We start from the raw sequence: 13,470 nt of genomic DNA on the forward strand, positions 1-13,470 counted from the left end.
CGGTAAGGGCAGGGGGGTGCATACCCTTTAGCAGATTATTGTTTCTTGAACGCAGATTTCAGCGCATCTGCAAGTGCCCCCTGCTGCGCATTATTGCCGTTTTTTGCGCGTTGTGTTTCTTTTTGTTTTGTATGGCTTTGCCGCGATTGGTCGCTGCTTTGAACGCGCTTTTGCCGGGTTTCAATGCCACCATCCTTGCGCATCGTCAGACCGATGCGTTTTCGCGGCGCATCCACCTCGACGACCCGTACCTTAACTACCTGGCCGGTTTTGACGACATCATGGGGATTTTTGACAAACCGATCTGCCAGTTGGCTGATATGCACCAACCCGTCCTGATGAACACCGATATCAACAAAAGCGCCGAATGCCGCGACATTGGTTACTGTGCCCTCCAGGGTCATTCCAGGTTTCAAATCACTGATCTCTTCCACGCCATCAGCGAACGAGGCTGTTTTGAAATCTGGCCGGGGATCACGACCGGGTTTTTCAAGCTCGGAGAATATGTCCTGAACCGTGGGCAGGCCAAAACTGTCGTTAACAAACTGTTCGGCGCGCAGGCCGTTCAGGGCCCCTTCATTCCCCATGATTTGCCGAATGTCCCGCCCACATGCGGCAACAACGCGCCGGGCCACGGAATAAGCTTCGGGGTGGACCGAGGACGCATCAAGGGGCTCGGCCCCATCGCGTATCCGCAGAAAGCCTGCGCATTGTTCGAATGCGCGGGGGCCAAGGCGCGCAACCTTCAGTAGCTCTGCACGAGATTGAAAGGCACCATTCATGTCGCGGTGCAACACGATGGATTCTGCCAGCCCCGGGCCTAACCCGGACACATGCGACAGCAATGGGGCAGAAGCAGTATTCAGATCAACCCCAACGGCGTTCACAACGTCTTCGATGACAGATGCCAGTGATTGCGAAAGCTTAAATTGATCGACATCGTGCTGATATTGCCCGACCCCAATGGATTTTGGTTCGATCTTCACCAGCTCGGCCAGAGGGTCTTGCAAGCGACGGGCGATTGAAACCGCTCCGCGAAGGGAAACGTCCAGATCCGGGAACTCTCGGGCGGCCAGTTCGGATGCGGAATAGACTGACGCTCCGGCTTCCGAGACGACAACTTTGGTGGGGGTTTTGACAGTCTTGGGCAAATCCTTGAGCGTATCACCAACCAGCTTTTCGGTTTCGCGGCTGGCTGTTCCGTTGCCGATTGCAACAAGCTCAATGCCGTGCTGGGCGATCAGGCGCAGGATTGTGGCCTGCGCGCCTCGAAGGTCATTCTTGGGTTGGAATGGATAAATAGTTTCAGTTGCAACCACTTTGCCAGTTGCATCGACAACCGCTGCTTTGACACCTGTTCGTATTCCAGGGTCCAGCCCCAAGGTTGGGCGGGCGCCAGCTGGCGCAGAGAAAAGTAAATCTTTGAGATTGCGAGAGAAAACAGAAATCGCCTCGTCCTGGGCACGGCTGCGGAGGTCGGCCATCAGGTCAACCATCATCGTCAGCGAGAGCTTTACCCTCCAGGTCCAACCGGCCACCTTGCGTAACCAAGTATCGGCAGTTGAATCCGTGCGGGTTAGTAGATGTGATGCGACGATCGCTTCCGCCCGAGCAGCGCCGGTCTCGGGGTCCGGCGCGATGTCCAATGTCACGATGCCCTCTTTTGACGCGCGAAGCATCGCCAAAGCCCGATGAGACGGCGTTTTGGCCCACAGCTCGGAATGGTCGAAATAGTCGCTGAATTTCGCGCCATCCTGTTGTTTGCCATCAATCACCTTTGAGGTCAGCAGCGCCTCGCGCTGCATGAAGCTGCGCAGTTCGCCTAACAGGGTGGCGTTTTCGGTTAGTCGTTCGGTGACAATGTCGCGGGCACCGTTCAGGGCATCCTTGCTGGTCGGAACAGCCTCGGACAGGTAGGATTGGGCAAGGGTATCGGGATCGACAGACCGGTCTGCAAGAATTGCGTCAGCCAGAGGTTCCAACCCGTTCTCGCGTGCGATCATTGCCTTGGTGCGCCGCTTGGGTTTGTAGGGAAGGTAGATGTCTTCCAACTGTGCTTTGGTGCCAGCCAGCGCAATGGATTTTGCAAGATCATCTGTCAGCTTGCCTTGATCCTTGATCGAATTCAGGATGGTTGTGCGCCGGGCGTCCAATTCGCGCAGATAGGTCAGGCGTTCTGACAGGGTGCGCAGTTGGGTATCGTCCAAACCGCCTGTCGCTTCTTTGCGGTAGCGCGCAACAAAGGGCACAGTCGCGCCTTCGTCCAGCAATTTTACTGCGGCCCCTACCTGATCGGGTTGGGCGTTGATCTCGGTGGCGATGGTGCGGGCGATGCGGTCCAATGGGGCCTCCTGACAGTCGTTCGGAGAGACTTCTTAGCCAGCTGCTTTGCTGAGGGGAAGGGGGCTAAATCCGTTGGGCCAACTCTTGCAGATCGTCATAGAGGGTTTTGGCAATCTTTACATATCCGCGTTCCGTGTTACGGGCCCGGGCGGCAAACCGGCGTTGGGATGGCAGGCGCGCGCCCTGATCGGTGATGTCAGCGAACAGGCGTTCTGCCCTTGCATCGTTCGGGTCTATTCGGCCACCACTGAAATGCCCCGGATCGAAGGCCAGAAGGATTTCACCATGATAGGGGGCGCCGCCTGAGTTGCCGGCAAACTCCATGCTTTCCAGGCTGGTCAGGTCGTCGATCAGCGGACCGGCCAAGAGTTCGATCATGATGGACAGGGCCGAACCCTTGTAGCTGCCGAAGGTCAACATCGCACCCTCCATCGCAGCCTGCGGGTCGTTGGTTGGGTTGCCGTCCTTATCGATTGCTACGCCATCGGGTAGGGGCTTGCCTGCGCGGCGATAGAGTTCGATTTCGCCACGGGCAAAGGCGCTTGTTGCGAAGTCAAAGGTGAAGGGATCCTTGCCCTGTCGCGGCCAGCTGAATGCCAGCGGGTTGGTGCCCAACGAACCGCGGGTGCCGCCGGCTGGGGCAACCCAGGAATGGCTTGGTACCATCGCCATCGCCGCAAGGCCGGCAGCAGATAGCCGCTCCACTTCGGGCCAGAGCGCAGAGAAATGAAAACAGCGATTGATGGCCATGGCTGCAATACCATGGGTTCGGGTTTTCTCGATCAGAATTGGAAGTGCCTCATGAAATGCCAGCAGGGACATACCTCCGCGAGCATCGACCCGAACGATGGCGTTATCCGATTGGGTAATGGCTGGCGCGACATTTCCGTCAATCTTGCCTGCCTTCATGGTGTCATTGCACATGAACAGTCGGAACAGGCCGTGCGACTGGCAATCATCAATTTGACAGGTGACCAGCATATCCGCGATGGCCGCTGCATGGTCCGGCCCGTATCCGGATCCGGACAGAATGGTCAGGCTTAGGTTTCGTATCTCATCCAGTGTCAGCTTGACCGCTTCGCTCATCTGCCATGTCTCCCATTGCGTTGGCAGAAGAAGGCATAGCTTGGTCTGGCTGGCAAGGAGAACCCTTTGCAATTTGCCACTCATTTATGGTTAATGCCGTATTGGATTGGTCTAATAATGCAATATGTGAATAAGTTAACAGAAGTTCCCAGACCTTTTGTACTCAATCGAAAGTTGTGGTGGCGGCTCAGCGACTCAAGTTGATTTTTCAGATCAGCAGAGGTCGCACTCTGCGTGGCGCCCTACAAAATTTTCAGAAGTTTTTTGGATGGGGAATTTTATGCATAGTCCTTATGATCGTGACCGAGTGATCTGCTTGGAGTTTACACCGCGCCTTTTGTCCGAATTTCGCAGCATAGTTGAAAGGTCTATGGGATACCGCGTGTCGAACGATGCAGAAAGCACAGGCATTTCTCACCATGAAAAAGCAATCGTTGTACGTCAGTGCCTGAAGCGTTTTGTGCCGGCCAATGCCCCAAAACCTGCCGGGTCGCATAAGCGCCAGCACAGTTTTGCACTGATCAACCTGGGTTTGTCGACGGCGCGTGCCGAAGTATATTCGCAAGGATACAGCGACTATATTGCCTATCCATTTGTCACCAGCGAAATCCAGCACAGATTCAGTGCGGCGCGAGCATTGATGAAACAGAATGTCTCTGCCGAGTACTTTTCAAAAGATACGTTGGTCAATGCTGCTTGTAATTTCCTTTCTACCGAGCCCGAATTTACAGGCGGCATTGACGCCTTGGCGCAAGTGGTCGGGTCAAACCGGAACACCTTGTCCAAGCGGTTCAAGGAAGAGTTCGGCGTTGGCCCCATGGCTTGGTTTCGGCGCTACAGGTTGAACTATGCAGCGGCCCTGGTTCTTGAGGGGCAGCACAGCATTCAGGACATCGCCTTCAAAGTTGGCTACGAGGATGCGAATAACTTTTCGACCGCGTTCAAACGGGAATTCGACGTCTCGCCGTCAGAGTATCGGCGCTATCGCAATTCGATGAACTAAGCATCACCCAAAACACGTCCTGGATGAGCATGCTCCTGCGCGCGCGAGGCTGGCCAAAGTGTGCACCGGTTACCGCGGGCAGGGGTCTAACAGTGCAAAGATCAAAGGAAATGATGATTCCTGCAAAGATCGAATTACAGAGTTCTCAGCTAGCATTGATTCACGATTTCGTCGTTCTCGACAAGAACCGCTAATGGAAGGAATCTGAAATTGGTTACCGAAAATATTCAACTCAGATTGGTCAATCACTCGGATGATGCCAATAATTCATCGATCGTTATTTTCCAGCAAAACGTGGCCGAAGATTTCGGCGAACTCGCTATCGCGTGGAAAGTCATCAAAAACCTGGGGCGTCTGGATTATCACCCCTTCAAATACCCGCTGAAGTTTCAGGTTTCGGCCTCGGACAGCTATGGGAACTATACGCCGCAGATGACGGCCTATGACGGTCAGGCCTACGAAATGGTCAAAGACACCAGCGGGGATATCTTGCGCCTGGCCAAGACCCCGGCAACGTCGCCGAATGAGGTCGAGCTGCGCAACAACCTGACCATGGGATCGATCAACGCGAATATCTATCGCGAAGGCAAACTTCTGGCCGCCAAGACCAACCTTGCACCGGGGCAGAAGGGCGTCTTTCAGTTCCACCCGACCATCTATATCGGCGTGGTGTCGCAGATCGAAGAGGGCCAGGTCATGGACTCGGCGATCATCAGTCAGATCAACACCGAGATCAATCTGTTCGGCATCCAAAGCGCTGATATCGTGATGTCGGGCGGCGGGCCTGGCAAAAACTCTACCCCTTTTGATTTCCAGCTGGCAAACATCAATGCGTAAACGCGCCCTGCGGCGGATTACTAGCCGCAGGATGCACACCGCTTGACGGAGCTATGGAAAGAGGAGGTGTGTCATGACCAAAACTGCCGACACAACAATCGCCCTAAAACGCAAACGGTCTGAGGGCGACGAAGACAGCGATCAGAAGGCTGCCGCTGATACCCCGACGCCGGTAAAGCCCGCGAATCCCAAAAAGCCGGATTCGAAACCCAAGGATGACGCGGACAAGAAAGACAGTTTGAAGCCCATCAAACAGGTTTGGCAATCTGGCGATTTCCATAAGACCGGGCGCAACAAGCCCCCCTATAACGGGCTTCAGATTTCGGTCCAGTACAAGGTGGACGATGCCGGGAAATTTGAGGACGTAACCGTCACCTTCACTGACTACACATATTCTAAGGACGGGGTTTCATCCAAAATTCAGGCTCTTGCGGTCAGTGATGGCTGGGTTGAAGTTCCCAAACCGGCCAAACCCAAGTCCAGCAGTGATACCAAAGCGTCAACTTCCAAGGGCGATAAGGGAAAAACAGATTTCACAGTGGTCGGCCACGTCAAAATCAGTGGCGAGCCGGATGGAAAGTTCTTGAGGTTGCGTCTGAAATCCGGCCTGGAGCCGGGGTTTCAACAGCTTGGTTTTATCATGAGGCTGTCGCCGCCGCCGTCGAGTTCATAACACAGATTCGTCAGGGTGGCGCGATGACAACCCAACTCGTATTTGAGAACCGATCATTAAACCCCAATGTGCGCAGGGTTGGCCTGTTCTGGGACTGTTTGGATCACGACCAGCACATCAGGCCATTAACCTGGCAGGTTGTTCTGCAATGCCCGTATCGCTGGTACCGAAGCTTTCAGATTGATCTGACCCTGTCGGTCAGGTTCGTCACCTGCGAGGGCAATATCTCGCCCGATGTTCTGGTGGATCGCAAAGTTGTCTGTGGCGAGGCAACGATCGAACCCCGGCGCAAAGGCGACGGGATTGACCTGACCATCACGGTTCCAAAAGGGCATCGGTTGCACAAGGTGCAGGTCGTGCGCTGCGGCTTTCCCCTGACCGAAACCCGCCTGCCTTTGCAGGGAGAATGCGTGCTCCGGGCTCCGGACCGGCTGAACTTTGCGGCCGATATGACAACGCGGCAGGGTTTTCGGATCGACCGCCGGGAAATAGGTCCGGGTGTGGCCAGTTTTGATCTGCACCAGGTCCAGGCAATGCGCGTCGCCATGTATGGCGGCACGCCGGGTCCGAATTCCGATCCGATCAATTTTGTTGGTTACGACATTCAATATTCATGACGCCCCAAGCGGGCGAAACTTTGGAGGAGTGAATTGATGGCTTACAGACGTACATCCGGAATCCTGACCAACGGCGGTGCTGATCCCAAGCTTGAAGCGGACTATATCGTTGCCGCCGCCATCGTAGGTCATTCGATCGAACAGATCCGAGCCAATGTCGATGTGCAGTTTTCAATGGAACCTTCTGACGAGATGCCCAGGTCCGACAAATGGTCCCGCGAATGGGATCAGCTTCAGCAAGCCGCCCAGAAAATCGGACAGCTGGCCGCTTTGGAAATCGACATGCAGGGTCATTCTGTTAGGGCAGGGACGGCCGTCGATCATAAAACCGGCGCTGTGATCGTTGGGGTTTATGGTTTGGCCGGGCATGAGCCTCCGACCGAGGGCGATATCCGCCACCCCGAACACCACCTCAGTGACAAGGGGCAGGTGCTATATGATGAGATCAAGCAAAGGGATCGCGACCCCGCTTATCAGTATATCGGGCTGGGGGCCTATACCGGGTTTGTCGATAACGGAAATGTCGAAGGCGACACCGATCCGGTCGGTCCGATGCCAAGCGCGCGGTTCCATATCCCTGATCTGGATGCGGGCGATCATGACGACAATATTTTCGAGGGATGGTACCCTCGGTGGTTGCCGCCCGAGGATTCTGCCCTGTGGAACCCGCGCGTTCGTCGCGATACCCATGACCATGACTGCGTTGGTTGGGGCATCATTGGCGGCGATCTGGCGCAGGATGCTCCGAAGGAAGGGGAACCCGATCACGGGGCGACAAACCGGTCGGACCAGATCACCAATATTATGCGCTTTGATCAGGGTATGAATTTCGTCGATGAAAGCGGGGACGAAGGCGTTAAGGGCTATACCCACGGTATGATCCAGGCGATCTACAAGGCCTATCATCTGGGCCCGCATTGCACGCCTTATGAAATTACGGTTGGTGACTGTACCACCAAGCTGGCCTCGTGTTTTGGCTGTACGATGTTCATGACCGCCAATGGCTATCCGCCCACCTCGACCCATCTGGGGCGCGCCGAAAGCTGGGTGCCACTTTACGAACCGTACAAGCCGTCGACCTCACCTAAAACCGAGCGGATCGTGATCAACGACCTGAACGCCAGCTTTGCCGCCTATTGCGACAAGGTTCTGCGTACTGGGATGCGCGCGCTGAGCGTCGACAATATCGCGGATGCCTATGACCACTGCCCGGCTGCGCTGGAGCATGTTCTGGGCGGGCAGTATTCTGCGGATAACCGGGTTGCGGTCTCTCTGTTTCTGGATGCTCTGACGGTTCATGACCGCGAGCTGAGCCGCGTCCGTCGCGTATTGGGTTTGGACTAAGTCACCGACAGCCCGAATTAACATATCGGAGGAGAAGACATATGGCCTTTCAGGTTTATGCACTCGTACATACCCGCTCTGGTCGGTTTCTGATGTTTCGCCGACCCATCCTGACCTATTTCCAACGCGGAAACGGCGGGCAGATTTTCCCTGAAGGTCAGAAATTACAGGGTGGTGGGCGCTATGCTTTGCCATACGCAAAGGTTGATCCTGAAATCGCGATTGAGCTTTGGGAGGATGATAATTTCATTGCCGAAGCCGGCCAGCAAATTCTGATTGATTGTTGCGGTGCGCTGATCGAGTTTCTTCCCTCAGAAGCGGCAGACAAGGGGCCCGTGTCAATCGAGGGCGAGCATGAGATATTGCTCGCCCCGGCGACCGAAGTCGTGACCCGTTTCGACGAAGATGGCACGCGATCCGCGGTTTATTTCGCAGAAGTGTCCGACGCGGATCTGGACCGCATTCGCGACTATATGGTTGAGGTGTTGGCCGAGGCTCGCGCCGCGATGTTGGCCGTGATTCAGGACAACCTGTATGAATACACCGAGATCGAGGCATTCTTTCCGCACGCGCCTTTTGACAATATCCATACCGGTGTTGATGTCTGGCAACTGGATATCGAGCGTCTGGAAATCAGTGGCCTGAAATCCAGCAAGCTGACTAAGGGTTCACTGCAGGCGATCAGCGAGCTTGAGGTCGTGTTGGCGGTGGAAGACGCTTAACGGGCATGACCAGCCAGGACCCCAAACTCATTTGGATGGATGCGCCGTTCGAGGATCTGCGTAACCAGTTGGTGGCCAATTTCGAAACCCATCCGCATGGTGCCGATCCCCCGGAATTCGTGACCGTCCAGTTCTTTTTCACCAAGACACCGGGCAAGGCCGTGCGCGGCCCTGTTCTGAGGTACAAGGAAAGAACGCCGCTGAATGTGCTGTTCGAAACCGGTGAGCGGTTGACCGGTACCCTGACCTGGCAAAGCGGATTGAGTACGCCGTTGTCTCAGCAGGTCCTTGGGGCTTTGGCTCTGCAAGAACCCGAGACCGGTCGTGTCTGGCGCTTTCAGGGTTTCATGTCTGAATTTGGCAAGCCAAGCCATATTCCATCGCCCGATTCCGGAGCAGGGGGCGGGGCCGATGATGGTGGGAACTCTGGCACCGGGCAAAACGGTTCCGGTGGACATGACGGGCATGACCCAGATCAGTCAAGCCACAATCACGCCGGAGATGGCAGTGATCCCTTCAGCGATGATCCAGATTCCGAAGGGCTGAGCCCGATCACCCAAGGGGCCAACCTGCACTGGGATGAGCTGTTCCCCTTCATCTATATGAAACACTGGCCGTCGATAGCGCCGGGCGCGCTGGATGCGGGTTTCATGGAAGTTCCGCAAAAGATCCTGGCGAACAGCGTGTTCCTGCAAAGCCTTGTTTCAAAATCCGGGGACAGGTCAGGGCAGGAGGCTTTGGCGGTTACTTACGTGGATCCAAGCTCGAACACCGACAATACACCAGGTGGGGATAGTTCGCCCCATCCGGCATCGGATGCGGGGCAATCCGGCAAGGCTCAGCCTGCGGCCGAACCGGGCAAACCCAAAGGGTTCATCTCCTCGATTGAATCGCTTGGCCCGCCATTCAGTTCATATCCTGAATTGTGGCCGGCTCTGCGAGAGCTGCCGGATTTTTCGCTGGCCCAGATCACAGATCTGATCAAGGCCCGTCTGGGCGGATGGGCCGCATTCAAGGTTCTGGCAAATGCACCGGATGCGCAAAAGGAACTGGCCCGCATCTGGGAAAGCATCGTTGCGCTGAACCTTTTGGCTGGCTGGCAAAAAAACGAACTTGCAGTTCTGATTCAGGTGTTGACTACCCATCACGTTCTGACCCGTGCGCTGGCTGCAACCGAAGGAGGGCAGGCCAGCTTGATGACCGATCCGGTCACCGGACAACAGATCAAAGCTTGGATGCATGCGACGCTGGTTTTGCCTGGCTCCATATTCGAGCCGAAAAAACCTGCGCCGGTTGCAGCAAAGGATACAGATCATCAGATCCCTCTGAAATTGACAAAGCCCGGCTGGGTGCGCGCCTATTCATACGGGCTTGCCCGTTCGATCCGGTATCAGCCGCTTGGGTATGAATTGGGCGACGTGCAGCGTATCGAAAATGTCCTGCGCGGTGAAATGCGCGAGACGCGAAACCGGAGATTGCAGCGCCGCGAAAGCCATGAGGCACATTCCGATGTGACCACCAAAATTGCCCGGCGGGACGAGGATACCTCGGTTTCGGACCTGATCAATCAGGTGCGAAAGACGTTGGCCGACCATGTCTCGACCACGCATGTCAACTCCTACGACACCCAGTACGGAATGCCGACAGATGGCAATAAGATGAGTGTTACCGGGAATTGGTGGGTGCAAGAGCAGCCAGCCGGAGGCTTTGCGAAAAACGACCTGAAATTTGCCCGCGACATCGTCGAGAAAACGGTGCGAAACCTGTCACGCGAAATGCGCCATACGCGCGAGTTATCCGAAGTTGAAGAAACCGAATACTCGGATGTGACGCGCTTTGACAATCGGCGGAACGGCACGGATATCCGCGGCATCTATCGTTGGGTGAACAGAAGCTTTCGCTTGCGCACGAAAAGTCTGGGCGAGGTTTTGATTTTTGAGATCATGGTCCCCAGCCCGGGTGAGAATCTTGTCCGGCATATTCGCCGGTCCTGGCAGCTTGATCTGCGCCCACCGAAGTCTCCAGGTGAGTTTGGGATAAGCGGGTTTCAGGATTTGACCGATGACACTGGCAAGACAGACGATGGCAAGATCTTTTATCTCGATGCGTTTCAGGAATTTGGCGTGGAAGAGACCCGAATGGCCCCGCCATCCCAGCTTGTGGTCAGCCAAACGGTGCAAAGCCACACGCCAGTGGCCGAAGGCGCCGTCCTGATCCCCAGAGGCTTTGTGCCCATCAAAGCAACAGCAACGGTGATGAGTGTCGGAACCCCCGCAGAAACCCATGTCATCGTGGGGTCGGTCGCCCTGCAACCTCAGCAAGCAGGGGGCAAATCCGCCCCGCCCGGTTCAAACGGCCATGCGGACAAGTCACCGCAGCCACTGCGCCTGCCTGTCAGCCAAGCCTCGGGCGCGCAGGTGCTGAGTGCCCAGCTGGATAAAGGGTTCGGAACCGGAACCTCTCCGGCGGATGAAGGCCATCCGCTTGGGTTCACCATTCTGTGCAGCCTCAAGCAAACCGCAGCCACACAATCGTCCGAGCCCAACTCTCCGCCGGATATGCCGGTTCCCGATCCTGCACCAATGCATCTGCAATCCGAATTGACCGGTTTCTTTGCGGCAACTCTTGAAGTGATGTGCCAACGGACGGCGCAGACTTATTCCGATTGGCAATTCGAAACCTATAGGCTGATCAAGGAAGCGTATGCGCGGCAGCTAGAGGGATACCGTCGCAAACTGGAACAACAGGTGGCTGCGATTGAGGCTCAGAACCCTGCGTTCCTGAACAAGGCGGTGACGACGGAAATCCTGTCCGCGGCCCAGGAGCAAATCTTGACCCTCAGCGGGTCCGAGAAGGATGCCGTGGCCCCGGATTATGCCAAGCCGCGTATCCGGCACTATTTGCAACAAACGGTCGGGTGGTCCGACATCGCCACATTCATGGATATCGAGGACGAAGTCAGTGATCTGACAGGCGACCCCGCGGATCTTGCCCTGCGCGAGACCGTACCCGACCTGCGGTTCCGGGATTTTCTGCGCGCTGACCGTGTGCGCATTCTGGCGCCGGTCGACAGAAAGCACGCGCGCAGTTTCCTGTATTTCCTGCGCACCGGCCGGATCTGGCCGGATGCAGACCATCTTGCCCCTTGCTTGCCCGAAGACGCCGAAATTGTGGCCCGGATTAAATCGGAACATACACAAGACGATGAAGGCAATGCGCAATCCTGGACGGTTCAGGTGCCCACGCATATGTGCATGCTGAGTGCGGATGGTGATCTGCCAGGTCAGACGGATTCAGAATGAGACCGCCAGGCTTTCCGACCCCGCCCCGACCAAACGCCCCCGGCGGACCGCTTGAACCACAACAAGGCTGGGGTCCGTCTCCGGGCCGGGTATTGGGAATGCCGGTTGGCGCGGTGATCGCTTTTTCCGGGGAGCTTCTGGGACAATCCAAAAAGCTGGCGGGCGGGACCACTGATCTGCAACATTATGGCTGGAAGGTTTGCGACGGCTCACCTCTGTTGATTTCCGCTTATCCGGAATTGTTTGCCGCCATCGGATATCTGTTTGGTAAAGGCAAGGACGGAGAGTTTCGACTGCCTGATTACCAGGGCTATTTTCTGCGCGGCGTCGACCCCGGCGGGAAAGTCGATAAGGATCAGGACCAGAGGTACCGAACCGACAAAAAGAACCAGAAATATGACAGCGTAGGGTCGCTGCAACTGTCTGCGCTCCAGCAACACCAACATGTGCTGGAACAAAGCGACAGCACGGTATCAAACGGAGTGTTAGGCCCGGAACCGGTTATCGCCCCCACACCCCAATCCAATTCGGGCAACGTCGTTAAAGGGTCGGCCCTGACCAGCGAGACCGAGACCCGCGCAATCAACATCTCGGTCTATTGGCTTATCAAATGTCGGTTGGATGCGGTGTTATGACAGATAGAAAAGGCCGATCTGATGGCATGTAGGCTGGGCAAAATTGTAAGGTCGTTTCGCAAACCATCAGGACAGATTCTCAAGGCGGCGCCAGATAAGGCGCAGGCAAAAGGAATAGATGTCAGTGATCATCAGCGGGATATCAACTGGCCGCAAGTCGCAGCCTCGGGTGTTTCTTTTGCGCTGATAAAGGCGACCGAAAGCGTCAGCATCAAGGATGCCTATTTTCAGCCAAATGTACTGGGCGCGAATGAGGTGGGTATCCTGTGCGGCGCCTATCACCTGCTTCACGTCAGCCACCCGGCCAAGCCACAGGTCACGAATTTTGTCGATGCAGTGCAGGCTGTTCTTTCGAAAGGCCCGGTTGGAAAATCCGGCCTTCTGCACCTGCCATTTACACTCGATCTTGAAGGCGTCCCGACGGCACAGGGGGCCGCCTATCGAAGCCTCGCGCTGGAATGGCTTACCAGCGTTCAGAGGGCTTTCGGAACGGTGCCGATGGTATATGCCAATCTGAACACCTGGGAGACTGAGCTGACTTCGGGTTTCGGGAACTACCCGGTCTGGCTGGCAGAATACGCAGCCAGACCCGCACCGGATGCTCCGCAATGGGAGTTTTGGCAGCACTCTACGAACGAGCGAGTGTCCGGTATTGCCCCAGAGGTTGATTTGGACGTGTATTGCGGATCGGTTCAGCAACTGAAGGCGCAGTACGGGGTGCAAAGCCGAAACTTATAATTGTCACAGTTCGATTCACCAAAATGATCAGTTGCTAACTTGGGCAAACCCAAAAAACGGTAGTGCAACTCAGCAAAGAATTTGAGTGATCCCGTTGAGCAGCCTCATCTGACTGGTTCAATTTGATTGTTAGTGCATCATTGGCCTGTGATCCATTGAGATGATGGTTT

General features: G+C 55.8%; 11 protein-coding genes. 9 read left to right on the forward strand and 2 right to left on the reverse strand.

The features are described from left to right. Positions 1-35: 35 nt before the first annotated feature. Both AC2FGB_RS08520 and AC2FGB_RS08525 read right to left on the reverse strand, forming a co-directional pair. Entirely contained in the window at positions 36-2,342 is a 2,307-nt protein-coding gene (locus AC2FGB_RS08520) for a Tex family protein (protein ID WP_496693688.1), read from the reverse strand. 64 nt (positions 2,343-2,406) lie between these two features. Continuing rightward, complete coding sequence (locus tag AC2FGB_RS08525) at positions 2,407-3,429, reverse strand: Ldh family oxidoreductase (protein ID WP_496710114.1); 1,023 nt, start codon at positions 3,427-3,429, stop codon at positions 2,407-2,409. A 157-nt stretch (positions 3,430-3,586) separates the two neighbouring features. On the opposite strand from AC2FGB_RS08525, the gene AC2FGB_RS08530 reads away from it, so the two are divergent. The 9 genes from AC2FGB_RS08530 to AC2FGB_RS08570 all read left to right on the forward strand — a co-directional run bounded on the left by AC2FGB_RS08530 (position 3,587) and on the right by AC2FGB_RS08570 (position 13,300). After that, the gene (locus tag AC2FGB_RS08530; RefSeq protein ID WP_496710115.1) at positions 3,587-4,432 is read left to right on the forward strand and encodes a helix-turn-helix transcriptional regulator; all 846 of its coding nucleotides are present in this window, start codon (positions 3,587-3,589) and stop codon (positions 4,430-4,432) included. Positions 4,433-4,642: 210 nt separating this feature from the next. Beyond that, entirely contained in the window at positions 4,643-5,269 is a 627-nt protein-coding gene (locus tag AC2FGB_RS08535) for a hypothetical protein (RefSeq protein ID WP_142640307.1), read from the forward strand. A gap of 73 nt (positions 5,270-5,342) precedes the next feature. Beyond that, positions 5,343-5,942 (forward strand): hypothetical protein, encoded by a 600-nt coding sequence (locus tag AC2FGB_RS08540; RefSeq protein ID WP_271952480.1) that lies wholly within the window; start codon positions 5,343-5,345, stop codon positions 5,940-5,942. Positions 5,943-5,965: 23 nt separating this feature from the next. After that, the gene (locus AC2FGB_RS08545; protein ID WP_281973906.1) at positions 5,966-6,559 is read left to right on the forward strand and encodes a hypothetical protein; all 594 of its coding nucleotides are present in this window, start codon (positions 5,966-5,968) and stop codon (positions 6,557-6,559) included. A 36-nt stretch (positions 6,560-6,595) separates the two neighbouring features. After that, entirely contained in the window at positions 6,596-7,903 is a 1,308-nt protein-coding gene (locus tag AC2FGB_RS08550) for a hypothetical protein (RefSeq protein WP_496693686.1), read from the forward strand. Between the two features lie 41 nt (positions 7,904-7,944). Continuing rightward, entirely contained in the window at positions 7,945-8,625 is a 681-nt protein-coding gene (locus tag AC2FGB_RS08555) for a hypothetical protein (RefSeq protein ID WP_496693685.1), read from the forward strand. A gap of 5 nt (positions 8,626-8,630) precedes the next feature. Continuing rightward, entirely contained in the window at positions 8,631-11,927 is a 3,297-nt protein-coding gene (locus tag AC2FGB_RS08560) for a hypothetical protein (RefSeq protein ID WP_496693684.1), read from the forward strand. After that, positions 11,924-12,562, forward strand: a complete 639-nt coding sequence (locus AC2FGB_RS08565; protein WP_282027156.1) for a tail fiber protein — start codon at positions 11,924-11,926, stop codon at positions 12,560-12,562. The genes AC2FGB_RS08560 and AC2FGB_RS08565 overlap by 4 nt, the downstream gene beginning before the upstream one ends. A gap of 21 nt (positions 12,563-12,583) precedes the next feature. Continuing rightward, the gene (locus AC2FGB_RS08570; RefSeq protein ID WP_271952468.1) at positions 12,584-13,300 is read left to right on the forward strand and encodes a glycoside hydrolase family 25 protein; all 717 of its coding nucleotides are present in this window, start codon (positions 12,584-12,586) and stop codon (positions 13,298-13,300) included. Positions 13,301-13,470 lie beyond the last annotated feature (170 nt).

The sequence above is a fragment of the Ruegeria sp. CDSC021 genome (assembly GCF_059610845.1).

Coding starts and splice junctions, on each gene's coding strand:
- AC2FGB_RS08565 (WP_282027156.1), top strand. CDS start 11,924: ATGAGACCGCCAGGCTTTCCGACCCCGCCCCGACCAAACGCCCCCGGC.
- AC2FGB_RS08540 (WP_271952480.1), top strand. CDS start 5,343: ATGACCAAAACTGCCGACACAACAATCGCCCTAAAACGCAAACGGTCT.
- AC2FGB_RS08560 (WP_496693684.1), top strand. CDS start 8,631: ATGACCAGCCAGGACCCCAAACTCATTTGGATGGATGCGCCGTTCGAG.
- AC2FGB_RS08550 (WP_496693686.1), top strand. CDS start 6,596: ATGGCTTACAGACGTACATCCGGAATCCTGACCAACGGCGGTGCTGAT.
- AC2FGB_RS08545 (WP_281973906.1), top strand. CDS start 5,966: ATGACAACCCAACTCGTATTTGAGAACCGATCATTAAACCCCAATGTG.
- AC2FGB_RS08525 (WP_496710114.1), bottom strand. CDS start 3,429: ATGAGCGAAGCGGTCAAGCTGACACTGGATGAGATACGAAACCTAAGC.
- AC2FGB_RS08570 (WP_271952468.1), top strand. CDS start 12,584: ATGGCATGTAGGCTGGGCAAAATTGTAAGGTCGTTTCGCAAACCATCA.
- AC2FGB_RS08555 (WP_496693685.1), top strand. CDS start 7,945: ATGGCCTTTCAGGTTTATGCACTCGTACATACCCGCTCTGGTCGGTTT.